The 24,710-nt window shown below is 48.0% G+C and carries 19 protein-coding genes, 7 tRNA genes, 1 rRNA gene and 2 pseudogenes (1 of these 29 only partly in view); 22 read left to right on the top strand and 7 right to left on the bottom strand.

From position 1 onward, the window contains the following. From NQ534_RS09685 to NQ534_RS09630, 12 genes are all read left to right on the top strand, one after another. A 23S ribosomal RNA gene (locus NQ534_RS09685) occupies nucleotides 1-938 on the top strand (it extends 1,946 nt beyond the left edge of the window). Nucleotides 939-1,020: 82 nt separating this feature from the next. Next, nucleotides 1,021-1,094: transfer RNA gene (locus NQ534_RS09680), tRNA-Asp, on the top strand. Between the two features lie 31 nt (nucleotides 1,095-1,125). Then, nucleotides 1,126-1,198, top strand: a tRNA-Val gene (locus tag NQ534_RS09675). Nucleotides 1,199-1,219: 21 nt separating this feature from the next. Next, a tRNA-Tyr gene (locus tag NQ534_RS09670) sits at nucleotides 1,220-1,301 on the top strand. Between the two features lie 74 nt (nucleotides 1,302-1,375). After that, nucleotides 1,376-1,448: transfer RNA gene (locus NQ534_RS09665), tRNA-Thr, on the top strand. 20 nt (nucleotides 1,449-1,468) lie between these two features. Then, a tRNA-Met gene (locus tag NQ534_RS09660) sits at nucleotides 1,469-1,542 on the top strand. Between the two features lie 209 nt (nucleotides 1,543-1,751). Further along, nucleotides 1,752-1,824: transfer RNA gene (locus NQ534_RS09655), tRNA-Phe, on the top strand. 70 nt (nucleotides 1,825-1,894) lie between these two features. Further along, nucleotides 1,895-1,967 (top strand) — tRNA-Lys (locus NQ534_RS09650). A 64-nt stretch (nucleotides 1,968-2,031) separates the two neighbouring features. Next, entirely contained in the window at nucleotides 2,032-3,108 is a 1,077-nt protein-coding gene (locus NQ534_RS09645; protein ID WP_074680076.1) for an acyltransferase, read from the top strand. A 69-nt stretch (nucleotides 3,109-3,177) separates the two neighbouring features. Next, the gene (locus tag NQ534_RS09640; protein WP_006863035.1) at nucleotides 3,178-5,235 is read left to right on the top strand and encodes a beta-galactosidase; all 2,058 of its coding nucleotides are present in this window, start codon (nucleotides 3,178-3,180) and stop codon (nucleotides 5,233-5,235) included. Between the two features lie 15 nt (nucleotides 5,236-5,250). Continuing rightward, complete coding sequence (locus tag NQ534_RS09635; RefSeq protein WP_006863036.1) at nucleotides 5,251-6,630, top strand: MATE family efflux transporter; 1,380 nt, start codon at nucleotides 5,251-5,253, stop codon at nucleotides 6,628-6,630. An 83-nt stretch (nucleotides 6,631-6,713) separates the two neighbouring features. Continuing rightward, complete coding sequence (locus tag NQ534_RS09630; RefSeq protein ID WP_006863037.1) at nucleotides 6,714-6,836, top strand: hypothetical protein; 123 nt, start codon at nucleotides 6,714-6,716, stop codon at nucleotides 6,834-6,836. 93 nt (nucleotides 6,837-6,929) lie between these two features. Here NQ534_RS09630 and NQ534_RS09625 read toward each other — a convergent pair whose 3' ends face one another. The 4 genes and pseudogenes from NQ534_RS09625 to NQ534_RS09610 form a co-directional block, all read right to left on the bottom strand. Next, nucleotides 6,930-9,431: an ABC transporter permease gene (locus NQ534_RS09625; RefSeq protein WP_006863038.1), complete on the bottom strand. Its 2,502-nt coding sequence runs from the start codon at nucleotides 9,429-9,431 to the stop codon at nucleotides 6,930-6,932. 239 nt (nucleotides 9,432-9,670) lie between these two features. Then, nucleotides 9,671-10,327 (bottom strand): annotated as a pseudogene (locus NQ534_RS09620) (ABC transporter ATP-binding protein); the annotation flags it as partial. Between the two features lie 152 nt (nucleotides 10,328-10,479). Then, the gene (locus NQ534_RS09615) at nucleotides 10,480-11,379 is read right to left on the bottom strand and encodes a sensor histidine kinase (RefSeq protein ID WP_006863040.1); all 900 of its coding nucleotides are present in this window, start codon (nucleotides 11,377-11,379) and stop codon (nucleotides 10,480-10,482) included. 34 nt (nucleotides 11,380-11,413) lie between these two features. Continuing rightward, the gene (locus NQ534_RS09610; RefSeq protein ID WP_006863041.1) at nucleotides 11,414-12,088 is read right to left on the bottom strand and encodes a response regulator transcription factor; all 675 of its coding nucleotides are present in this window, start codon (nucleotides 12,086-12,088) and stop codon (nucleotides 11,414-11,416) included. 287 nt (nucleotides 12,089-12,375) lie between these two features. Between NQ534_RS09610 and NQ534_RS09605 the strand changes: the two genes are divergently transcribed. The 10 genes from NQ534_RS09605 to NQ534_RS09560 all read left to right on the top strand — a co-directional run bounded on the left by NQ534_RS09605 (nucleotide 12,376) and on the right by NQ534_RS09560 (nucleotide 22,132). Then, the gene (locus tag NQ534_RS09605; protein ID WP_040784242.1) at nucleotides 12,376-12,708 is read left to right on the top strand and encodes a PadR family transcriptional regulator; all 333 of its coding nucleotides are present in this window, start codon (nucleotides 12,376-12,378) and stop codon (nucleotides 12,706-12,708) included. Then, nucleotides 12,683-13,732 carry a DUF2812 domain-containing protein gene (locus NQ534_RS09600; RefSeq protein WP_006863044.1) on the top strand — a complete coding sequence of 350 codons (1,050 nt, stop codon included), beginning with the start codon at nucleotides 12,683-12,685 and terminating at the stop codon, nucleotides 13,730-13,732. Before NQ534_RS09605 ends, NQ534_RS09600 begins: the two co-directional genes overlap by 26 nt. A gap of 75 nt (nucleotides 13,733-13,807) precedes the next feature. Continuing rightward, nucleotides 13,808-13,942 (top strand): hypothetical protein, encoded by a 135-nt coding sequence (locus NQ534_RS09595; RefSeq protein WP_260043733.1) that lies wholly within the window; start codon nucleotides 13,808-13,810, stop codon nucleotides 13,940-13,942. Continuing rightward, nucleotides 13,939-14,973, top strand: coding sequence for an ABC transporter ATP-binding protein (locus NQ534_RS09590; protein ID WP_006863046.1), 1,035 nt, complete (start codon nucleotides 13,939-13,941; stop codon nucleotides 14,971-14,973). Before NQ534_RS09595 ends, NQ534_RS09590 begins: the two co-directional genes overlap by 4 nt. Continuing rightward, nucleotides 14,930-16,273 carry an ABC transporter permease gene (locus NQ534_RS09585; protein WP_040784248.1) on the top strand — a complete coding sequence of 448 codons (1,344 nt, stop codon included), beginning with the start codon at nucleotides 14,930-14,932 and terminating at the stop codon, nucleotides 16,271-16,273. Before NQ534_RS09590 ends, NQ534_RS09585 begins: the two co-directional genes overlap by 44 nt. Nucleotide 16,274: 1 nt before the next feature. Beyond that, on the top strand, nucleotides 16,275-17,603 hold the full coding sequence (locus tag NQ534_RS09580; RefSeq protein ID WP_006863048.1) for an ABC transporter permease: 1,329 nt from the start codon (nucleotides 16,275-16,277) through the stop codon (nucleotides 17,601-17,603). 123 nt (nucleotides 17,604-17,726) lie between these two features. Further along, nucleotides 17,727-18,476 carry a ZIP family metal transporter gene (locus tag NQ534_RS09575; protein ID WP_006863049.1) on the top strand — a complete coding sequence of 250 codons (750 nt, stop codon included), beginning with the start codon at nucleotides 17,727-17,729 and terminating at the stop codon, nucleotides 18,474-18,476. Between the two features lie 395 nt (nucleotides 18,477-18,871). Beyond that, nucleotides 18,872-19,588: a polyphosphate polymerase domain-containing protein gene (locus NQ534_RS09570; protein ID WP_040784253.1), complete on the top strand. Its 717-nt coding sequence runs from the start codon at nucleotides 18,872-18,874 to the stop codon at nucleotides 19,586-19,588. Next, on the top strand, nucleotides 19,572-20,261 hold the full coding sequence (locus NQ534_RS09565) for a DUF4956 domain-containing protein (protein ID WP_006863052.1): 690 nt from the start codon (nucleotides 19,572-19,574) through the stop codon (nucleotides 20,259-20,261). Before NQ534_RS09570 ends, NQ534_RS09565 begins: the two co-directional genes overlap by 17 nt. Then, on the top strand, nucleotides 20,258-22,132 hold the full coding sequence (locus NQ534_RS09560) for a carbohydrate-binding domain-containing protein (protein WP_006863053.1): 1,875 nt from the start codon (nucleotides 20,258-20,260) through the stop codon (nucleotides 22,130-22,132). The genes NQ534_RS09565 and NQ534_RS09560 overlap by 4 nt, the downstream gene beginning before the upstream one ends. Before the next feature lie 136 nt (nucleotides 22,133-22,268). On the opposite strand, the pseudogene NQ534_RS21710 reads toward NQ534_RS09560, so the two are convergent. From NQ534_RS21710 to NQ534_RS09545, 3 genes and pseudogenes are all read right to left on the bottom strand, one after another. Beyond that, nucleotides 22,269-22,472 (bottom strand): annotated as a pseudogene (locus tag NQ534_RS21710) (PD-(D/E)XK nuclease domain-containing protein); the annotation flags it as partial. Nucleotides 22,473-22,539: 67 nt separating this feature from the next. Then, on the bottom strand, nucleotides 22,540-23,922 hold the full coding sequence (locus NQ534_RS09550; protein ID WP_006863055.1) for a sensor histidine kinase: 1,383 nt from the start codon (nucleotides 23,920-23,922) through the stop codon (nucleotides 22,540-22,542). After that, complete coding sequence (locus NQ534_RS09545) at nucleotides 23,903-24,664, bottom strand: LytR/AlgR family response regulator transcription factor (RefSeq protein WP_006863056.1); 762 nt, start codon at nucleotides 24,662-24,664, stop codon at nucleotides 23,903-23,905. The genes NQ534_RS09550 and NQ534_RS09545 overlap by 20 nt, the downstream gene beginning before the upstream one ends. Nucleotides 24,665-24,710 lie beyond the last annotated feature (46 nt).

Below are 24,710 nucleotides of genomic sequence, written 5' to 3'. Positions count from 1 at the left end.
CGACCCGCACGAAAGGCGTAATGATTTGGGCGCTGTCTCGACAATGCATCCGGTGAAATTGAAGTACCAGTGAAGATGCTGGTTACCCGCGCCAGGACGGAAAGACCCCATGGAGCTTTACTCCAGTCTGGTACTGGGGTCCGGTACTGCACGTACAGGATAGGTGGGAGGCTGTGAAGCCGCGGCGCCAGCCGCAGCGGAGCCGCTGTTGGGATACCACCCCTGCAGTACTGGGCTTCTAACCAGCCGCCGTGAGCCGGCGGTGGGACAATGCCAGGCGGGGAGTTTGACTGGGGCGGTCGCCTCCGAAAGGGTATCGGAGGCGCCCGAAGGTTCCCTCAGGATGGTTGGAAACCATCCGCAGAGTGCAAAGGCAGAAGGGAGCTTGACTGCGACACCGACGGGTGGGGCAGGTACGAAAGTAGGGCTTAGTGATCCGGTGGCATAAAGTGGGATTGCCATCGCTCAACGGATAAAAGCTACCCTGGGGATAACAGGCTTATCACTCCCAAGAGTTCACATCGACGGAGTGGTTTGGCACCTCGATGTCGGCTCATCGCATCCTGGGGCTGTAGTAGGTCCCAAGGGTTGGGCTGTTCGCCCATTAAAGCGGTACGCGAGCTGGGTTCAGAACGTCGTGAGACAGTTCGGTCCCTATCCGGCGTGGGCGCAGGATATCTGAGAGGAGCTGTCCTCAGTACGAGAGGACCGGGATGGACTGACCTCTGGTGCACCGGTTGTCACGCCAGTGGCACGGCCGGGCAGCCAAGTCGGGAAGGGATAAACGCTGAAGGCATCTAAGCGTGAAGCCCCCCTCAAGATGAGATATCCCAGTGAAAACATAAGACCCCTTGAAGACGACGAGGTTGATAGGGCAGGGGTGGAAGTGCAGCAATGCACGGAGCTGGCTGTCACTAATAGGTCGAAAGCTTGACCAGGAAAGCCGAAAGGCGGAAGGTCCGGGTAAGAGAGAAGGATGGAGAGATTGTGGTTCCTGTGCGGTTTTGAAGGTACATAAATGGCCCAGTGGCTCAGTTGGTTAGAGCGTCGCCCTGTCACGGCGAAGGTCGTCGGTTCGAGTCCGATCTGGGTCGTTGGCATATGTTTATATGCACCAAGAGATATGGGATCTTAGCTCAGCTGGGAGAGCATCTGCCTTACAAGCAGAGGGTCATAGGTTCGAGCCCTATAGGTCCCACTTCCTTATAAAAAGGAATATGGATGGATTCCCGAGTGGCCAAAGGGGACAGACTGTAAATCTGCTGCAAATTGCTTCGGTGGTTCGAATCCACCTCCATCCATTCGCTGAAAAGCGGTTCGCGAACCTTAATGAAGCGAAGCTGATTTTCGTTGAGCGAACATACCTTGCTGGTATGCCGATGTGGCTCAATTGGCAGAGCAGCTGATTTGTAATCAGCAGGTTATCGGTTCGAGTCCGATCATCGGCTTTAAAAACCTTATATATTATCGCGGGGTGGAGCAGTCTGGAAGCTCGTCGGGCTCATAACCCGAAGGTCATAGGTTCAAATCCTATCCCCGCAATTTTTTTATGTAATGAAGAGAGCAGGCGTCTGGATTTTGCAGACAGACATCGCGTGCTTGCACGCAGAGGGCTGGATGAAAAAGACGGAGAGGATATTCGAAGAATATCCGAAAGCGAAAAAGCGGAGCTTTTGAGGTTGGAGCCTGCGGATATGGCAGAGTTTCTGAATATGGAGCCCGCGGAAAAGATTATATAGATATGTTACCTTGCCCAGATAGCTCAGTTGGTAGAGCAGAGGACTGAAAATCCTCGTGTCACTGGTTCGATTCCGGTTCTGGGCATTTTAAATTGAAATAAGAGCCGGACACATGGTCTTATGCGCTGGCGTTATCACAAAAAATTATATATTCTGGAGCATTAGCTCAGTCGGTAGAGCACTTGACTTTTAATCAAGTTGTCCGGGGTTCGAATCCCCGATGCTTCATGTTCAAAGCACTGATTCCTTTGAATCGGTGTTTTTTTATGATATAAGAAAGAAGAAATGTGATATGATAAGACAGGAAAGAAATTACGGTCTGGATCTGCTGCGTATGGTCTGCATGTTTTTAATTGTAAATCTGCATGTTCTTTCGCCCGGAGGAGCAATGGCGCGTGTGCAGGGAAATGAGGGCACCTATTATGCCTGCTGGTTTCTGGAAACCTGCGCATATTGTGCGGTAGACTGCTACGGTATTTTATCCGGCTATGTGGGCATTACCAGTAAGCACCGTCCGGCAAGACTTCTGGAGCTCTGGCTGAACGTATTTTTTTATTCCGCCGGAATTACGCTTATTTACTGGATTACCGCGCCGCAGCTTTTAATGGAGGACAGCCTCTGGAAAGCGATATTTCCGGTTTCCTGGGGAACCTACTGGTATTTCAGCGCGTATGCCGGGCTGTTTATCGTGATGCCTTATCTGAATAAGCTGGTCAATGCGCTGAATGAAAAAGAGCGGAAGCGCATGGCGCTGGGAATGTTTCTGCTGTTTTGCGTGAGCACGGCGCTGCCGAAGGTGAATCAATCAGATTTTCTTTCTCTGGTGGGCGGCTACAGCTTTGTATGGCTGGTAGTTTTGTATTTATTTGGAGCCTGTATCCGCACCTGCAGCTTCAGAAGATGGAAAAAATATCAGTATCTGACAGCGTATCTTGCCCTGACAGCGTTTTCCTGGGCTTTTAAGATTGTTGTGGAAAACCATACCCGCAAAATCTATGGGGAACCGAAATTCGGCAGGATGTTTACCGGGTACACCACACCAACTATTTTTCTGGCTGCTGTCTGCCTGTTTCTGATATTTGAAAATGTAAAAATCAGAAGCGGAGCGCTGAGAAAGGTGATCATGACAGCTTCGCCGCTTGCGTTTTCCGTTTATATTATACATACGCATCCGATGGTCTGGGAAAATCTGATAAAAGGAATTTCCAAGAAACATGCTTTCGATGCCTGGTGGGCTGCTTTGCTGGCGGTTCTGGGAATTTCAATCTGCATCTATATTTCGTGCAGTATGATTGATTTTATAAGGAAAAAAATATTTGATATCTGCGGCGTAAGAAAAATCACGGAACGGATCTGTACATTAAAATAAAGACGACAGAAGCTTTACGGAAAGAAAACAGGAGAATTTTTCTGCAAAAAGAAAAACAGGAGGAACAGGATGAGGAAAAAACAGGGATTTCAGTGGAAGCATATGACAATGGGCACCTGCTATTACCCGGAGCACTGGGATAAGGATCTGTGGCAGGAGGATTTGCGGCGCATGAAGGCGGCAGGTATTTCAGTGATACGTGTGGCGGAATTTGCGTGGAGCAAGGTGGAGCGCGAGGAGGGCGTTTTTGATTATACGTTTTTTGATGAATTTCTGGATTTGTGCCAGAGAGAAGAGATGAAGGTTATTTTCGGAACGCCGACAGCGACGCCTCCGGCATGGCTGACAGAGAAATATCCGGAGGTATTAAACGCCAGAGAGGATGGCGTGCTGTACCGGCACGGCGGCAGACGTCATTATAATTATAATTCTGAAAAATATCTGGAGCTGTCAGCGCGGATCGTGGAAAAAATTGCTGCGCACTATGGAAAGCATCCGGCGATTACCGGCTGGCAGATTGATAATGAGCTGAACTGCGAAACCAGCGAATTTTATTCTGAGGCGGATTCGCTTGCTTTCCGGAAATTTCTGAAGGAGAAATATCACACACTGGATGCGCTGAATGAGGCGTGGGGAACAGTATTCTGGAACCAGACCTATACGGCGTGGGAGCAGATTTTCGTGCCGCGGCCGTTGCTGAATGAGGGCTATAATCCGCATATGCATCTGGATTATTTCCGTTTTATTTCGGAAAGCACAGTCCGTTTCTGCCGGATGCAGGCGGACATTATCCGGAAATACAAAAAGGATGAAGATTTTATTACGACAAACGGTATTTTCTGGAATCTGGACAATCACCGGATGATGGATGAGTGTCTGGATGTGTATACCTATGATTCTTATCCGAGCTTTGCCTTCGGGCTGGGCTGCGACCCGCAGAATTCGAAGGATTTAAATGACCGTCACTGGTCGAAAAAGCTGACGGAGACCCGCTCTGTCTGCCCGCATTTTGGCATTATGGAGCAGCAGTCCGGCGCAAACGGCTGGACGACCAGGATGGAGGGACCGGCGCCGCGTCCGGGACAGCTTACCCTCTGGGCGATGCAGAGCGTTGCGCACGGCGCGGACTATATTTCCTTTTTCCGCTGGCGCACCTGTACGGTGGGAACGGAAATCTACTGGCATGGCATTCTCGACTATGATAACCGCGACAACCGCAAACTGGCGGAGGTAAAGGATTTTTACAAAAAGCTGGAAATGCTGGATGAGGTGTGCGGCGCAGAATATACGGCGGCATTTGGCGTCTTAAACGATTATGATAACTGCTGGGATACGAATGTGGATGTATGGCATAAAAGAGTACAGCAGGCGAGTGAGGAAGAGATTTTTGCGGCGTCGCAGATATATCACACGCCGTATAATGTGATTTATCTGCAGGAGGATACCGCGCTGGAGGACCTGGCAAAATATCCGCTGCTGATTTATCCGCATCCGGTTATTATGACAGAGAAACGCGCGGCTCTTCTGCGGGAATATACAGAGCAGGGCGGCACGCTGATAATCGGCTGCCGCAGCGGTTATAAGCAGGAAAATGGAAAATGTGTGATGCTGCCGCAGCCGGGGCTTCTGCAGGAGCTGACGGGGTCGGATGTGACGGATTTTACATTTGCCAGTCCGGCGGAGCCGCCCGTCTGCGCTATGTGGGATGATGGCAGGACAATGGACATGCCGGTGTTTCATGATATCATGCGGCCGCTTAAGGGTGCGCGCGTGCTTGCCTCCTATACGGACAGCTATTATAAGGGGGCGGCGGCGCTGATTGAAAAGAAAAACGGGAAAGGAAAAGCACTGCATTTTGGAAGCACCTTCTCCAGAACAAATATGGAGATGCTGCTTGACTATGCGGGAGTGCTGCGTCCGTTTGCTGATCTGCTGGAAGTTCCCAAAGAGGTGGAAATCGTGCAGAGAACCAAAAACGGCAGTCGTTACCTGTTTGTGCTCAATTATATGCAGACTGCACAGAAAATAAATCTCAAAGAAGAGATGCTTCTTTTGTATGATGGAACGCGGCACAAAGGAGAAGTAACGCTGCAGCCCTTTGAGACGGCGGTATATAAGGTTCTGTAAAGAAGGATTGCACATATGAAGCAAGTGGATTTTGAAAATGGAAAGATAGCACAGAATATTGCCAGGACAGCGTTTCCTATGCTGATTGCGCAGGTTTTAAGTCTGCTTTACAGTATTGTGGACAGAATATATATCGGAAGGATTCCGGGAGAAGGGACAAGCGCCCTCGGCGCGGTAGGTCTGTGCTTTCCTGTTATTATTTTAATTACCGGCTTTACGAATATGTTTGGCATGGGAGGCTCCCCGCTTTTTTCTATGGAGTTGGGAAGAGGAAATAAGGAGAAAGCGGAAACGATCATGAATACGTCTTTCCGGCTGCTTGTGGTGACGGCGCTGGTTATCATGGCGGCAGGAGAGCTGTTTGCGGAGCCGCTTCTTCGTCTGTTCGGGGCTTCGGATAATGCTATTGGCTATTCGGTAGTTTATCTTCGCATTTATCTGACGGGAACCCTGTTCTCTATGGTTACGACGGGCATGAATCCTTTTATCAATGCCCAGGGATTTCCGGGAATCGGTATGCTGTCGGTGGTCGTTGGGGCGGTGCTCAACCTGATACTGGATCCGTTTTTTATTTTTGTGCTGGAAATGGGAGTCAGCGGAGCGGCAGTGGCTACAGTGATATCCCAGGGCTGTTCTGTAATTGTGGTGGCCCGCTGTCTTTTTGGCAAAAAGCTTGAACAAAGGATTTATTTTCGGAAAGTATCCCGGATTCGGGATTATTTTCCTTTCGCTGGAGATATTGTGGGTCTTGGGACAGCTCCCTTTATCATGCAGTGCACCAATTCGCTGGTGCAGATTGCCTGCAACAGTGTGCTGATGACTTTCGGCGGGGAAATCTATGTGTCTATTATGACAATCGTCTCTTCTGTGCGCCAGATTCTGGATACCCCGGTCATGGCGGTAGTGGAAGGAACCTCACCTATTATAAGCTATAATTATGGAGCCAGGCGGGCCACAAATGTGCGCAAAGCCATTGCTATTATGATGGCAGTCACGGTTCCCTATACTTTTATTGTATGGATTATGATATTATGGAGACCGGAAATGTTTATCTCCATATTCAGTTCAGATAAGACATTACTTTCGGATGCTATTCCGGCGCTGCATCTGTATTTTTTTGCGTATATCTTTCAGGCGCTGCAGTACAGCGGACAGACCGTGTTTAAGGCGCTGAACAAAAAGAAACAGGCAGTGTTTTTCAGCCTTTTCAGAAAGGTAGTTATGGTCATTCCGCTGACGTATCTGTTTCCTTATGTGTGTGGATTCGGGGCAGAAGGGGTATTTATGGCTGAGCCTGTGTCCAACATCATTGGAGGGCTGGCATGCTTTATTACGATGTTATGTATTGTTTTGCCGGAGCTTAAAAAAATGGAAGCGGGATGTAAGAAACTCTGAGAAACTTGTTTTGTTATAACAAAACAAAATAGAAAAATGTAATTTTATTTTGTTTCAACAAAATAAAATGAAAAAAATAAGAAATGTTTTGTCAGAACAAAATAAAAATTGATTTTGTGGCAATCAAAGACGGAAAAAAGGAATACTATCAGGTGACGTATCTGCTTGCAGCGGAAGAGGTGATAAAACGGGAGTTTGGCAGATAATCCCCGCCCGGAAGGGCGGGGTGTTATGCCGGGCAGAGCTTATCTGTGCCACATATCATGGAGATTACCTGCGTCTGCCGGGCGATGATGGAGTTATTGCTGCCGGATGCGTTCCACTACACTTTCCCGGTTCATTTTCCGGAACTGGGCTTTTGGAATTGCCCAGGCGATGAAGAGCAGCACCGGAATCATCAGCGCGAAGGGGAGAAAGGCATACAGGGGGATGGCTCTGTCTGTAAATCTTCTGCTGTACAGGAAAGTGAGGATACCCGCCATGATGACAGCGCCGCAAAGGTAAAAAAGACCTTCGAAAACCAGCATTCCCAGAAGCTGTTTTTTGGTCATGCCGACCGCCTCTAAAAGAGCCAGCTCTTTTTTCCGGCTGATGAGAGAGGTGGCGGTGGTGTTGTAAAAATTCATGATGCCGATCAATGCGAGCACGAAGGCGAGCAGACCGCCGATGATGTAATATTTGCTGAGATACCGGTTAAAGTCCTTCTTTAAATCAAGAACAGACGTAAACTGGAAGGTATCATCCTTCGTCAGAATAAGCTCTTCTATATATTGCTGCACCTTTTTTTCCTGTCCCGGTATGGCGTTTATGATAGCGCGCATGGCAGAATTGTCTCCGGTGCAGGCGATGTATTCGGTATCAGGGACATAGACCTTTACAGAAATCAGCTCCGTGTAAGGAAAGTCCAGCAGATACGGCAGCATTGCTTCCTCCAGCACCTCATACGTCTTTTCCTCACCGCTTTGGTAAGTCATCGTCAGGGAGTCTCCCTTTTTATAGTAATAATCTGTTTTATCAACATAGTAATTGTAGGGATAATTCACAATCACATATTGTCCGCTCTGAAAATCTTCCCAGGAGGCGGGCTCGCCTCTCCAGTCAAGCTGGTCAAAGACTGCTCTGGAAATTCCCATATAAAGTACGGGAATCTGGTTGGAGGCGCTGATTTCCTGCCAGGTCTCATCCCAGTCATAGCCCCACTGCTTTAGATATTTATCCGTAATGCGTTCATAGGTTTTGCGCAGGTGTTCCGGCATGGAAAGCGTTTCTCTGGAAAAATAGGTGTAACCAGTTTCCTGCGCATAGGGGCAGACATCCAGCGTCTGGCGGATTTCGGGCGAAATTGCATGAAAATCGGCGAAATCAGCGGTGCTGGTCAGCTTGCTGAGCTGAAAATCAGCAGCAAGATAGAGGTCGCTGATATCTTTAAAATTGTGGCGGCTGATAAGAATACCTGCGACATTCAGAGTCGTAAGCGATATGGCAATGGACATCATGACAATAACGCCCTTTTTCCAGTTGCCGCTCATATTCTGCAGCGCCATTCCCATGCAGGAAACGGAGAAATTCTTTTTATTTTTCCTGCGGGTCTGCGGATTTTCCGCCAGACGCAGCGCCTCCACAGGCGATACCCGCGCTGCGATGCGGCACGCCTGCAGAACAGACAGATAGACCGTAAGCAGCGAAAACGCAGCCGAAAAAAGGAAAATCAGAGGATGGGCGGCGGATACCGTTTCTGTTTTTTCGTTTAGCGAGGCGGTCAGAACGGGGATTAGCAGTACGCCGGCGATATAACCTGCCGCCAGCCCGATGGGAATGCCGGCGGCGGATAATACCAGCGCCTGCATACGCACGATTTTCTTTAGCTGTTTTCCGGTGGTACCGACATTTTTCAGCAGACCATAGGTGCGGATATCATTTTTTACGGAGATATTGAAAATATTGTAAATAATAAGATATCCCGCCAGAAGGATGACAACCAGGAAAGCCGCTATGGAGGAAACGGAAATTCCACCCTCCCCGCTGAAAGCGATTTCATAGGCGGGACTTATGGAAAAGCCGTTGCCGCTGCGCCCGCTTTCGGATAATCCGGACAGCTCATTTAAGGTGAGGATGTTTTCGGAAATGGTCCGGGTATTTTTAAACCACACGGCGTAGGAGAAGACATTTCCTGAAATATTATCCGAAGCAAGTTTTTCCTGTGCATAGTCCTCTGAGACCCACGCAAACTGGTACTGCGATACGAGGTCGCCCTTCCAGTAGCCGCAGAGTGTGAAGGTTTCTTCTTCCAGCGCGCCATCGGAAACGGAAACCGGCAGCGTTATTTTTTCACCGGTTTTGTGAGGAATTCCCAGGGCGTCAAGCACAGTGGTGCTTACGGCGATTTCATCCTTTGTCTGCGGCATACGCCCCTGTGTGGGCAGGGCAAAACGATTGCGGGCGCTGTTTTCGTCGCCTGCATGGAGCTCCAGAAGATAAGGAAAATTTTCTCCGGAGGCAATTCCGAGAAATATATCTTTGCCGTATTTTTCCACGAAGGAAACATCCTTCAGAACAGCCTCCGCCCGCTGTCCCTCTTCAGAAGAAAGCTGCTGGATGATGGCGTGACAATCTGTGATATATTTCTTTTTGTTTGTTTCAAGCTGCGAGAGAAACAGGGAGCCTGCACCCGTAAAGAGCGTGGTAAAAAGCGTGGATGTTAAAATAATTGCCAGGATGGCGATAAAATTCCGCGCCCGGTTTATTTTCAGAAATTGTTTTGTGAGAAACCATAAGGTTTTGCGGTTTTCTACTTTTACCATGTGCGTCACCTCCTGTCAGAGCTGTCCGGGGAGACAGGCGTTAAATCCGGGTGCCGGGAAGCAGGTGGATGTTGCGCTGCGAAAGCATCATTGTGCCGGGAAGCAGGTGGATGTTGCGTTGCGAAAGCATCATTTTCCAGGGAGAAATTCATCTGGTCGGTGTGCCTGTCTTTTTCCGGGCGCGGCGAGCTGCCGGAGGTGAGATGTCCGTCCTCAATGCACGGAGAACCGGCGGAGGTGAGGTGCCCGTCCTCAATGCGCAGAATGCGGTCGGCGAGCTGCGCAATTTCCTCATTGTGTGTAATCATGATTATGGTCTGGAAAAATTCTTCACCGGTAATTTTGAGCAGTCCCAGCACATCCTGGCTTGTTCTCGAATCAAGATTTCCGGTCGGCTCATCCGCGAGCAGAAGGGCAGGCTTTGCCGCAAGCGCACGGGCGATGGCGACGCGCTGCTGCTGTCCGCCGGAGAGTGCGTTCGGCAGGCAGGAGAGCTTCTGGTCCAGACCGAGTATTTCCACAATTTTTTGGAGATAGGCCCTGTCCGGCGTCTTTCCGTCCAGTTTTACCGGAAGAATAATGTTTTCCCAGACATTCAGCATGGGAATAAGATTGTACATCTGAAATACAAAGCCGATGTTGCGGCGGCGGAAAATGGTGAGCTGCTCGTCGGTCATGGCGCCGAGTTCCTGTCCGTCAACGAAAACCTTGCCGGAGGTGGGAACGTCCAGACCGCCAATCATATGCAGAAGCGTGGATTTTCCGCTGCCGGAGGTGCCGACAACTGCCGCAAATTCCCCTTTTTCCACAGTTAAATTTACATTTTCCAGAGCGTGAACAGCCGTGTCGCCGCTTCCATAAATTTTGGTAAGCTGTGTTGTTTTTAAAATATCCATAAGAACCTCCTCTCATTGTATGAGACATTCTGTATATCCGGCAAAACCCGGAACAGAGCGCAGACCTGCGTCATACCGGTTTCTGTCAGATATTCATTTGTGAGTATATATTAGCATGGGAATATCTCCGGGAGGTTTCTACAAGGTTACAGTTATGAGACATTTGGCAGAAATACAGAAAATACGGACCCGGCTCCTTTTTGGGAGCTTACTTTTATATAGCCCTTCTGCATACGGAGAATTTCTCTGGAAAGATACAGCCCGATTCCGGTGCCTGGCTCGTCCTCCGCATCCATACTGCGGTAAAACCGTGAAAAAATACGGTTAAGCTCCTCCTCAGCAATGCCGATACCGTTGTCTGCGATATCAAGACGGGTAAAAAAGGAATATTTTTCTGAAGAAATGCGGATATGTCCTCCAGGTGCGGTATATTTAATAGCGTTATCCAGAATGTTTCCGACTGCTTCGCGCGTCCACCGGAAATCAAAAACGGCAGAAAAGGAGGAGGGGATAATTTCAAGAGCAATTTCTTTTTCTACGGCTTTTGCCTCAAATTCCTGGCGCAGCGCATCGAAAAGCTGCCCGATATGTTCTTCCTTTGGATGAACGCTGATAATGCCGTTTTCCATGCGCGACAATTTAACGAGTGACTGAATCAGGAAATCCAGCTTCTCTGTCTGCTCACAGATAGTGTCGATTTCTGCGGATGGTCCGGCGGTATGCTCCTTTAAAAGGTCAGCATACAGCATGATATTGGAAATTGGCGTCAGGGTCTGGTGGGCAATATCGGAGATAAGGCTCTGGATAACTTCCTTTTGCTGCAGGCGGTTTCCGGCTGAGAGCTGACTGTCATTTAAAAATTTTTTCAGACTGTTCTCCAGTGCAGAAAATTTTGTCTCGGAGATTTCGCTGCGCTGCAGGCTGCCGGCGGATGCGTCATCCACCATTTTCTGCAGACGGGCAAGAAGCCGCCGCTCGCGGCGGGAAAATAATATGTACCAGAAAACGCCGGTGATAATACACACAGTAATAAGAGATAAAATAATCAGCATGTGATATGATTCCTTTCTGCAGACAGGGCAGCGCTCAAACTGCCCACATATATCCGATACCATATATGGTTTTAATATATGCGGGATTCGCGCTGTCGTCCTCCAGCTTATCTCTCAGCCGCTTGACGGCGACTGTCAGAGCATGCTCATCTACATATTCGGTGTCGCCCTGCCAGACAGTATCGATTAAATAGCTCCGGCGGATGGCGGCGCCTCTGTTTTCTACGAGAATGCGCAGCAGGCGCTGCTCCGTTTTGCTCAGTTCAATGTGCTGTCCGTTTTTGGAAAACAGCATTTTATCAAAATCAAAGATAAATTCATCGATGGAAATGCCGCTGTCTGTTTTTGTGCAGTCCCGAAGCTGCACGGCGGCACGCGCCCGCAGAACCATCAGGCTGAACGGTTTTGTGATGTAATCGTTGGCGCCCGCCTCCAGCCCGGTAACGATGTCAAGTTCCATATTGTTTACGGTAATCAATATGATGGGCGTGCGGCTTTTTGCGCGTATTTCCCGGACAAAATCAATGCCGCTGCCGTCCGGAAGATTGACGTCGAGAAGAATCAGGCTGAGACTGTTTTCCTGCAGGCACTGCCGTGCCTGCGCAAGTGTGCGGCAGGGAAAAAAGATGCGCCCCGGCTCCTTCAGAGAAAGGCAGATGCCTTCGTTCAGTTTTTTATCGTCTTCAATGACAGCAATTTTTATATCCATTCTATTCCTTTCCGGAACCGGTCTGGCGCCTGTGATGTTCCTGAGAGAATATTTCGGAAGATCAAACCGGTCCACATCGTAAACCAGCCGCTACGGACTTTCATAAAAATATCATAGAGTAAAATCAGAAGATTGACAATGGTTTTATATGAAAATGCATTCATTTGTCAACAGAGAAATTGATTGACAGATATATAGTAAAGTGTTATTATGTCGTTAGACGATATGTCGATGCTCGACATATCAAGAGGCGACATATCAAAAAGATAACGGACGGGGGCAGAGAGTTGGAGCAGATTATTAAAAAATATATTCCAATGACAGAAACTACCTATTATACGCTGCTTGCCCTGAAGGAGGAGCGGCATGGGTATGCTATTATGCAGTTTGTCCGTGAGCTTACGGAAGACCGTATCCATATGGGCACCGGTACGCTTTATACGATGTTGGGACGGCTGGTAGAGGATGGATTAATTGTGGTTGTTTCAAATGAAAATGGTAAAAAAGTGTATCGCCTGACATCGACAGGGGAAGAAATTCTGAAAATGGAGCTGGACCGCCTGCGCAGACAGCTCAGAAACGGGGAGGAAATATATGGGACAGACTGTTCGCAAGGTTAAGTTTATCATGAGCCTGATGCGGGAAAAATTCTGGCTGGAGGAAATGGCGCAGCAGGGATTATTTTTAAAAAATATTAATTTCGGCGTTGTCTATACCTTTGAAAAGGGAAGTCCGCAGCGGCTGGTTTATGATGTGGACCGGTTTGACCTTCCGAAATATCCTCTGCTGAAGGATATCCGGGATAAAGAAATGTTTGTATCGCTGGCGGAGGAGATGGGCTGGCGGGAAATTACACACGATGAGGATATGAATTATTATTTCTGCAAGCCGTATGAAGAGGACGGTATTAACGAAATGTACGATACGGAGGAGGAGCGGCATGTTCATGCGCTGAAGTACCGGGACAGATATCGTCATGCGGCGCAGATAAATTATAAAAGCGTATTGATTTTTGATGTTTTTATGGTTTTTCTGGCACTTATGGTAAGAAGTGAATTTCCGCTTGTTCTGGGATTCGTGTGGAGTATGCTTATCATGATGTTTGGTTTCTGGTGTGAGAGTATCGCGCAGATGTGTGAAAGAGAATTTCGCATGGGTGCGCAGGAGTGGCTGCGGGCAAACGGGAAAAAGAGCGATACAAAAAAGGAATACCGGCTGTTTCTTACAACCAGAGGACTGACAAGGTATCTGCAGAGGCAGGGCAGAGATGGCTGGCATATTATGCGGAGCAGCGCGGTGTGCTACAGCTTTGAGAAGGGACCGCAGGAGACCTGGTACTATACCGTGGACTCCAAAACGTCGGTAAACAGGAGAAGGCGCGCCATGCACCTCAGAAAAATAGGGGATGGAAAAGATATCAACCAGCAGAATAACGACTGGCAGGTGGAGAGTGTAAAGGAAGCGGAGCAGAACGGACTGGAATTTGCCTGCGCATACGCAAATAATCAGATACTGTACAGGAGCAGACAGCAGGTCGATTTTGGTAAAAAAAATATGTTTTTATATTCATGGTTATTATATTGGGTGCTTTTTGTTGCAGTTGGCTTTATTTTAGGGTTTATTACGGGATATATTTCTACATAGGGAAGAATTGACATTTCCGGATAACTATTTAAACTGGGTGTTGTGGAACCTGGAGGCATTGCAGAAGCCGAAGGTATGATGAAATCCGGAGGCATTGCAGAAGCCGAAAGCACGATGGGATCCGGAGGTATTGCAGAAGCCGAAAGCACGATGGAATCCGGAGAAATAGCAAAATTCAAAGATATCGAAAAGGGAAGGGAGAAAATATGAGTCTGGTTGTAAGAAATCTGTCAAAAAAATACGGGGATAAAACAGTTGTGGATAATCTGAACTTTGAAATGGCACGTCCCGGTGTGTTTGCGCTGCTCGGCACAAATGGCGCCGGAAAGACAACGTCCATCCGTATGATGCTGAATATGTTATCACGGGACAGCGGCGAGGTGCTCTGGAACGGAAAGCCGCTGGATACGTCCGTCTGCAATGTCGGCTATCTTGCGGAGGAACGCGGGCTGTATCCAAAATATACGCTGATGGACCAGCTTATCTATTTTGCGGCGCTGCGCGGCATCCCGAAAGCGGAGGCAAAGAAGCGTATCCGGTACTGGGCAGAACGTCTGGAGGTGGAGGAATATCTCTATCCGGACGGAGGCGCTTCAAGCAGGAAAGAGGCACTCTCTGGTAATGATGAGAACAAAGGTGCAGCGGACTCTGACCGGAAAAGAAGTGCGGAAAAACCGGAAAGCAAAAAACGCGCCAGAAAACAGGCACCCAAAAAGGCGGACCAGCTTTCCAAGGGAAATCAGCAGAAGATACAGTTTATGACAGCGCTGCTGCCGGATCCGGACCTTCTGATTCTGGATGAGCCTCTCTCCGGTCTGGATCCGGTAAACACCGACCTGTTCAAGAGCATTATCCGCGAGGAGATAGCGAAGGGAAAATATATGATTATGTCCAGCCATCAGATGGCAACGGTGGAGGAATTCTGTACGGATATTATCATTTTAAACCGTTCAAAGACTGTTCTCCAGGGGCATCTGAATGATATTAAAAAGAGTTATGGCAGAATCAATCTCTCACTGAAAACGGAGACCGATGTGAGCGAATTGATTGAAAAGGCAGGGCTGACGCTTGTTGCGCAAAAGGAGTGCGAATATCAGCTTCGTGTTTCCGGTGAGGAGCAGGCAAATGCTTTTCTGAAATTGCTGATCGACCATTCCGTCAGCGTTATTACCTTTGATTTGCGGGAGCCGTCGCTGCATGAAATATTTGTGGAAAAAGTGGGTGATGCACATGAAGATTAGCAGAAAGGATTTTACCGGGACAGGGAAGGTGTATGGTTTTACGCTCAGTCAGATGCTGAAGGGACCGGCAAATATGATTATGCTTATAATTATGTTGTTGTTTGCCGCCGCCAGCATTCCTGTGATGGCGCTTCTGATGGGCGGGGAAAAGACGACATCTTCTGATATCACGAATGTTTATGTGAAAAATGATACCGGATATGAGCTGAATCTGGCGGAGATACCGATAAAAAATGAAACTTTTGCAGATACTTCTTTTACGGAAACGACGGAGGAGATGAAAGTAGAGGACATTGGTCCGACGGAGGTATATCTTCATCTGAAAAGAAATGTAGTAAGCTTTGAAATAGAGGCTGTCACGGCGGAGATAAGGGATTTTTCCGGGCAGGAGCTTTCACAGTGTACAGAGGCTTTTTCCACACTTCTGGATGAGGCGCGCTATGCGCAGCAGGAAGCAACACCGCAGCAGATTGCGGTTCTTACCGGAGGGTACAGTGTGCATACCTCGTCAGTATCGGAATTTTTGCAGGGCGGGGAAGATAATTTTGATGCCAGGTTCGGTGTACAGATGGTATATTCCATTATTGTACTTATGCTCTGCACCTTCGTTTCCGCTTATATCATCCAGAAGGTAATTGAGGAGAAAGCGTCAAAGCTGGCGGAGCTTCTGATGGTGAGTGTGAGACCGCTTGCCATGCTGCTGGGTAAAATTCTTGCCGTTATGACCTATGTGTTTGGTCTGATTGCCGTTTTAATAGCCGCAATGGGTATCTCCTGTGTAATTACCGGACGCTTTATCGATATATCCGTAATTACCGGTCAGTTTGCGGCGATGGAAATTAATTCGGAGAGCTTCCGGCTCTCGCCGCTGGCGGTTCTGGTTCTGCTGGCGTCGGTACTGCTGGGGTATCTGCTGGTTTCTCTGCTCAGCGGGCTGATTGGAACCGGATGCTCATCAATGGAGGATGTAGAGCCGGCAAATATGGCGGTGGTTATGCTTGTAATGATTGGATATCTGGCGGCAGTGATAGCAGTTGCCGTGGATACGCCAGTGGTAAATACGGCAGTTATTCTCCTGCCGGTGGTATCCATCTTCTGCGCGCCCACATACTATATTATGGGAAGCGCCGGAATCGGGATGGTTGTGCTGTCGTGGCTGATACAGCTTGCTGTGATTGCGCTTCTGGCATATGTATGCGCAAAGGTATACCGGGATTTGATGATGTACCGCGGAAGCCGTCTGAAGCTGGGCGGATGGATTGCAATGCTTGGCGGAAAACGTACGAAGGAGGCGCAATGATATGAAAAGTATCGGAACGATTTTTTCATTTACCTTTATGCAGCATGTAAAGGGGAAGGGGTACCGCAATGCAACGATTCTTGTGACGGTACTGTGCTTCCTTCTTCCGGCGCTGATTATGCCGGCAATCGAATATTTTGGAAAAGAAGAGCATTATGAGAGCAAAATCACAAAGGTTTATGTGATTGATGAAGAGCAGGACCTGGCGGATTACAGTTTTTTAAACAGCGCCGATGCGGAGCAGTTTCAAAATGTCACTTACGAAATGGCGGACAGTGTTGATACGGCGGCTGCGCAGGCAGCCTCTGACGGCTATGCGGTTATTCTGGCGGTAGAGAAGCAGGGAGACAGCTATCAGCTTTCCGTGCTTCTTCCGGAGGACACGGAGCTGACGCAGAAGGATGCGGATGCCTATGCAGAATATATTGAACGGTATTTCCGCTATGTGCTGATACAGAAATCGAAGCTGGCATATACACAGATTGCCGAGCTCACCATGCCGATTGAGATTGCTGTGCGCGATACGGAGATACAGGAGGGCGAAACGGATGAATATGCGGCGGCGCGGGAGATTTTTTCCATGATTCTTCCCTATTTAAATATCATGATACTGTATTTTATGATTCTTGCGTATGGACAGGGAACGGCAAACAGTGCTATTATGGAAAAGACGTCAAAGCTGATGGATTTGTTTCTGGTATCTGTGAAGCCGGGCGCAATGCTCCTTGGAAAAGTATTTGCGACAGCGGCGAGCGGGATTCTGCAGTTGTTTTGCTGGCTGGCAGGTCTGGCAGGAGGTTTTGCAGCAGGTGCGCAGCTTGTAAAAGCAATAAATCCACAGTCGGACATGGCAATTTTGCAGCTTTTTGATGCGTTTGGCAGTATTTCCGGCATGTTTACCCCATCCGGGGTCATACTGGCACTTCTGATGCTGGCGGCGGGGCTTCTTCTGTACTGCTCCCTGGCGGCAATCGGCGGCGCGATTGCGGAAAAACCGGAGGACCTCTCCAGTACAAATATATTGTTTGTGCTGATTCTTATCATAAGCTTTTTTGCAACGATGTATTCGGGCGGCACAAATGCAGATGTATCCTGGGATGCGGTTACCTGGCAGGTATGGATGCCGTTTACGGCGATTCTTGTGGCGCCAACCAAAATTCTGCTCGGCGGCATGAGTACGCCTCAGGCAATCGGTTCTCTTGGAATTGTTCTGCTTACAGTGGTTCTTGTGACACTGCTTGCCGGAAAGCTGTATAAAATGATGTCTCTTTATAAGGGAAATCTGCCGGGACCGGCAAAACTGATGGAAATGCTGAAGGATGATAAATAGTAACCTGCGCATATAGTTTTTTGCATTGGCAAGCGGCGGAAATAATAGCTGATAATATAAAGTGGTTGTGCGGGAAAGTGATTTCAGCCGCCCATAAAATTTTCAGAACAGGAGTATGTGCATATGCAGTTGGCGATGATATCCGCAATCGGGGTAGGAGGCGCTACGATAATCGGCGTTTTTCTGGGATTTTTATTCCGGAAGATTCCGCATGAGCTGAACGATGGAGTGCTGGGCTTTGCAGCAGGAGTGATGCTCGCGGCGGCAATTTTCGGGCTGATTATTCCGTCGCTGGAATATGGAAATGTCTGGGTCACCTGTGCGGGTATCCTTGTCGGTGCAGTGTGTCTGAATTTTGCGGATAAGCTGACGCCGCATCTGCACCGGATTACCGGGCTGGACCAGGAGGCTCACGCCGACAGGCAGTCTCATCTGAACAAGGTAATGCTTTTTGTGATGGCGATTGCCATACACAATCTGCCGGAAGGAATTGCTGCCGGAGTAGGATTCGGCAGTGAGGACATCGGCAATGCAATTACGGTGGCACTGGGCATTGCGCTGCAGAATATACCGGAGGGCATGGTAATCGTATCGCCGCTGCTTCTTGCAGGCGTTCCGGCAAAGAGAGTATTTTTCATTGCCTGCTTTACCGGCGTGATAGAAATTATCGGAACCATGCTCGGCTATGCGGCAGTAACGGTCGCCAGTTTTATTCTCCCGGCGGCGCTGGCATTCGCAGGCGGAACCATGATCTATGTGGTCAGCGATGAAATGATTCCGGAAACCCACAGCCACGGCTACGAACGCCTGGCAACCTATTCCATGCTGGCTGGATTTATTCTGATGATTTTGATGGATTACTATATATCATAAATAAGGGATGCATAAGGGTACATGGATTCCATCTATCGTGCACAGGATACCTCCTGTGCACGAAGCTGTGATAGTACACTTCTAATATCGCCATTAATGCAGATTTTGGTGAACCTGGCAGAGATCTTTAGGTTTTGTGAGGTATTGACTGATTTTATAAAGGATGGATTGAAAGCGGAGAGCAAAAGGTTCTCTGCTTTTATTGTTATAAAAAAGGAATAAATTGGATTAAAATGAATAAAAAGGTTTAATTCTACTAAAAACATTCGGTCCTTATTTTTTCTGAAGCTGTGAATTCTTTGTGAAATGACCGGATGCGGCGTCTTTTCAATCTTTCTTCAAGAATTGTTTTATAAAACTATATCGTAAAAATGATATTTGGAGGGAAGGATTGCATGGAGCAGGCACAGACAATTTTTAAAAGATATGAAATAAAGTATCTTCTGGATGAAACGCAGTATAAACAGATGCGGGAAGCGCTGACGGAGCATATGGAAATGGACCGGTACGGCAGGAGCAGAATTTATAATATTTATTTTGACACGCCGGATTTCCAGTTGATTCGCGAGTCGCTGGATAAACCGGTATATAAGGAGAAGCTGCGGCTTCGCAGCTATGGGATGGATAAAAATGGCGGGCATGTATTTGTCGAATTGAAAAAGAAGTATGACGGGATTGTTTATAAGCGGCGTGAAGAAATGGCATTTGAGGAGGCAGTTGAATACCTCTATGATGGGAAAAAGCCATCCGGCGATTCGCAGATTCTGCGGGAAATTGACTGGTTCTTAAAGTATCACAGGCATATGGAACCGAAAATGTACATAGCATATGATCGAATCGCACTGGCTGCCAGGGATAGCAGCGGGCTTCGCATTACGTTTGATGATAACCTTTGCTGGCGCAATACAAGGCTGGACCTTCAGGAAGAGGGGGAAGGTCATCTGATCATTCAGAAAGGTTTTTACCTGATGGAAGTTAAGACGCCGGACGCCCTGCCGGTGTGGATGGCGGATATTCTGGATGAACTGAAGCTTTATCCGGTTTCTTTTTCGAAGTACGGACGGGCGTATAAAGAGATGAAGGAGGCGGCAGCAAATGGAACAGCTTTTTGAATCTGTATTGATTGAAAACGGGACAATGACGTTTTCTGCAAAGAGCTTTCTGATATGCTTTCTGACGGCTCTGGTACTTGGCATGGCAGTTGCCTGCATTTATATGTATCAGGGAAATTACCGGAAAAATTTTGTTGTTACGCTGGCTATGCTGCCTGCGCTGGTGCAGGTGATGATTACGCTGGTGAATGGAAATCTCGGAACCGGCATTGCGGCGATGGGAGCGTTTTCTTTGGTAAGATTCCGTTCCATTCCAGGAAGCGCCAGGGAGATAGGAAGTATCTTTTTTGCAATGGCGGCGGGTCTGGCGGCAGGAATGGGCTATATCGGAATCAGCGTTGTGCTGGTTGTATTGCTCGGCATGGTATGCATAGTTCTGCAGAAGAGCTCCTTCGGAGAGATGAAGGAGGAACGGAAATTATTGCGGATTACCATTCCGGAATCTCTGGATTATACGGAGGTATTTGATGATTTATTTGCGGTATATACAAAGAAATGGCGGTTGTGCCAGGTAAAAACAAGTAACCTGGGAAGTCTGTTTAAGTTGGAGTATGAGATTATTTTGAAGGATGCAGGCCAGGAAAAGAAAATGATTGACGACCTTCGCTGCCGTAACGGAAATCTGGAAATTATGTGCAGCAGCGCGTCAACGGGATCAGAGGAGGTTTTATGAGAAAACATTTTGCATATGTGACAGCATTTGCGCTGGCGTCATCGCTGACGTTTCCGTCAACTGTATACGCAGCGCTGGAGGATGATGGCTTTACAGCGGTTCCGGAAATCTGTGAGGGGGAGGAGCTTACGCTGACGGAATCGGTTGTGGATATTTCTTTCACGGACCGGGATAAGGACGTCGGTTACGGGGAATATACGGAGCTGGTACTTTCTGACGAAGAAATCCTGGCGGACGGGGAAGCGCTGTCCGGAGAGAATGCAGCCGGCGGAATCCAGGTTTCGCAGGAAGAACATATCGTAACAATTACGGAAGAAGGAGTCTATCTTCTTTCCGGTACACTGTCCGACGGACAGATTATTGTGGATGCCGAGGACACGGCAAAGGTGCAGCTTGTGCTGGATAATGTGGATATTCACTGCGAAAACCATGCGGCAATGTGGATAAAATCTGCGGACAAAGTGTTCCTCACACTTGCCGACGGTTCGGAGAATGTGGTGAGCGACGGCGGGCAGGCAGATACGGAAGCTTCCGGTGATGAGCACGCTGACGCGGACGGCGCGATTTTCAGCAAGGCGGATTTGACGATACAGGGAACGGGAAGTCTGACGGTAAACGGAAACTATAAACACGGGATTGTGTCAAAAGATGATCTCGTGATTACGGGCGGGAACTTAAATGTGACAGCGGTGGAAAACTGCCTTGCCGGGAAGGATGCAGTGAAAATTGCGGACGGTACAATTAATCTGAAGGCAGACCAGCATGCAATTAAAGCGAAAAATGAAGATGATACCCAGCAGGGAAACGTATATCTGGAAGGCGGAAGCATTACCGCGTCGGCGGTGGAGGATGGAATAAATGCAACGGGAAGCATCGTGATGAACGGGGGAGAGCTGGAGCTCACGGTGCAGGACGACGGCATTCACAGCGATAAGGACCTTGTGATTTACGGCGGGGTTATCAATATCCCGCAGAGCTATGAAGGGCTGGAAGGACACCGGATTACGATTTTTGGGGGAACACTGGATGTAGTGTCCACAGATGATGGAATGAATGCGTCCGGCGGTTCCGAGTCACAGGAAGAAGAAGCTTTTGCAAAACAATTCCGGCAGGACGGCGGCAGAATGCAAATGTCGGAGAAGCCAGAGGAAGAAACGATGCCGGAGAATGGCGAGTTTCCGGAAAGTGAAGAAATACCGGAAAACGGTGAAGCGCCGGAGAAGCCGGAGGAAGGGACGATGCCGGAGAATGGCGAGTTTCCAGAAAGCGGAGAAATACCGGAAAACAGTGAAACGCTGGAAAAACCGGAAGAAGGAGCTGCGCCGGAGATACCAGAGAATGGGACGATGTCGGAGATGCCGAGAGGCGGGATGCACGGCGGAAGAAATGGCGGAATGCAGTGGCAGGAAGGCATGGGGCGCGGCGGAATGGATTCTGACAGTGAGGCATATATCCGCATCTGCGGCGGAAATATTCAGGTAGAGGCGGAAGGAGACGGTCTGGATTCCAACGGTTATTTTTATATGGAAGGCGGCACTGTACTGGTTGCCGGACCGGTTGGCGGCGGCGACAGTGCGCTGGACTATGGGCTGGAAGCGGAAGCGTCCGGCGGGACGCTGGTAGCGGCAGGCAGCAGCGGCATGGCGCAGGGTTTTTCACAGAGCTCTTCACAGGGAAATTTTCTGCATAATTTTTCAGAAAGTATTCCGGCGGAAAGCATCATTTCTCTGAAAACTGGCGACGGGGAGGAAATCGTATCCTGGCGGTGTCAGAAGGCATTCCAGTCTGTGGTAATCACATCTCCGGAATTAACGGAGGGAAACACCTATGTTCTGACAGCCGGAGATGAGGAAGTGGAAATAGATTTATAATTATGTGGGAGGCTCATTTGCCGGAACTCATAATACAGGAAAAGGGAATACTTCGTGAGAGCAGGAAAGGGGGCGTATGTGATGTAACGCTCCTTTGCAATGTCTGAACGAGGAAAAGAATGATGAAAGAACTCATTGACTTCGAATATTTGATTTCAAAAACAGCCACTTTCCCATTGACAGAATCGTGAATGACAACATCGCTTCTGCCTTCACCGTGTTCCCGGTTGGATTCCACCATATAACCGGCACCTGTAAAAATTCCGGCAAGAAATGCATGGTAAAAATCCTCTTTATAATCGTGGTAGCTGATGGTTCTGCGAAGCAGCTTTCCCATTTCTGACAGAGGGCAGGCTGTTTGGTTATCTTTAACCCCCTCAAAAATCTGTCTGCTGTCTTTGCGGATATCAAAGAAATTTGCCGCCATGCTCATTGCCAGGGTTATTCCAAAACGTCTGGGACGGGCATGGCATATGCATCATGACTTCCGCGAAAAACTCAGACTCCGTATGCGAAAATCTTGCAATGCCGCCATACTGTTCGGCGGTCATTGTGATGGATGAGAGACCGGTGCCCAGATGTCTTTTTTTGGTGGAAAGATACCGGTCTCCTTTTTGCTTTACATTTCCGTCAAAATTGTTGACGGAAACAATATAAAGATTTACCTGGTTCCGCACGGTTATATTCAGATTGTGAAGCCGGTTTTCAGGATTTACTGTCATACATCCTGCAATGGCATTTTCCAGCAGATTGCCCAGCAGGCTGCAGAAATCCGGCTCTGAGACAGAAAGTGTTTCCGGGAGAGAAATTTTCCAGTTCAGCTTAATCTGATTTTGATGTGCATATTGCGCATAATAATTTAGCAGCGCATTTACAGCCAGATTGCGGCACCAGACGGTTACTTCATTTGAGGGTTCGGTCTGCACATAATCAGAAAGATACTTTTTTAAAGCAGACCAGTTTTCCGAGCTGGCAAGCCCCTCCATTGTGCGCATCGACTGGCGGAAATCATGACGCAGCTTTTCCGTCTGTTCCATATAATATTTCTGGGAGAGATACTGCGACTGCTGCATTTCAAAAAAGCGGATGCGTTCCCGGTTATTGGCATTTTCCAGAAATGCGATAGAAATACGGTAAAACAGGATATAAATAAAAAACATCAGCAGCATCATGAATATGAGAAGCGCAATATACATATGAAAAACGTTATTGGTATGCAACGTACTATATTTGTGAGGTATCGCAATTACGTTAAATATCAGGAAAGCTATGGGAACCGGCAGGAAGGTAAACCAGATCTGCGGAAGCTCAACGTTTTCTATCAGATAACTTCCATAATGGGCATAAGGATACGCGGCAATGAATACTGCCAGAATAGATAATCCGCAATAAAAGAGACTTGCATGATAACTGAAACCGGCTGACTTTCCAAGCGGATGAAGCCATGCGTCAAAGGCATAGGAAAAGTTTGAACAGAAGGAAAGCAGCGCGCATACCGAAAAAAAGACGCAGAGATTGCGTGCAGGGTCTGTTTTGACGGTTTTCTGGTAAAACAGGAAAAATACCGGGAGCAGCGGAAGCAAAAAGGTGCTTAATGTCAGATTGAGAAGCGCTGCAGCCCAGGCGCAGATGAAGGATGCAACGGCAAACATGGAGACTGTCAGAGCGCAGACATGGATGGGATTATACCGGAGCTGTTTTCTTACCGGGAGAAAAAACAGGATGGATGCCGGAACAAGCGCTATAAATTGAAAAAGCTTTGAGAGGTAATCATTTAGCGTCGGTATCATAAGTTGAAATTCCTTTCTGAAAGTCTGCATGAATCTGGGAAAACATGTAATCCTGCCATTGCTTTTCAATCTGTATCCGTTCCCGGACACGGACAGGCAGAGAAATATCACGGATGAGATGGCAGCTCCGTTCATCAAAGTTCAGAATATAATCCATATTTACCAGAATACCGCGGTTAATCTGCAGAAAACGATTGTCCTTTTCCAGCGGAAGAATGATATCTGAAAACGGCTTGTGCGGAGAAAAAGTATTTCCGTTCCGGTCTGTAATATCTGTGTTGTGTTTATTTGCCGTGATGCACAGGATATCAGAGTACAAAAGCTTAATGATGCGCCGGTTAAAGGAAAACTCCAGTGTCCGGAATGTTTGCGGAAGTACCTGCAGAGTATCCGTCAGGACTTTATAAATGCGCTCCCTGGAGGGCGGCTTCTGGATATAATCAAAAGCATGACAGGAAAACGCTTCAGGCATAAAATCACCGCTGATAGTAAGAAAAATAATGATACATTTCGAATCGATCCTGCGGATACGCCGGCAGGTTTCCACGCCGTCTATTCCTTCCATATAAACATCCATGAAAATAATTGCGTATTTGGATACGGTAAAATGTTCCAGAAATTTCTCACCGCTTCGAAAGAAGTCTACTGTGAAAAATAAGTTTTTTTCATGTTTATATTCATTAATCATCTGAAGCATCTCTTCAGATTCTTCTATTTTGTCATTTACGAATGCAATGTTCATAGCTATACCTCGCGAGTAAAAAACACCATTATGATTATAACACAAA

Source organism: Marvinbryantia formatexigens DSM 14469, from assembly GCF_025148285.1.
Classification (GTDB): Bacteria; Bacillota; Clostridia; order Lachnospirales; family Lachnospiraceae; genus Marvinbryantia; species Marvinbryantia formatexigens.
Note: the sequence above shows the minus strand (reverse complement) of the source record. Positions and strands in the feature narration are given on the sequence as shown.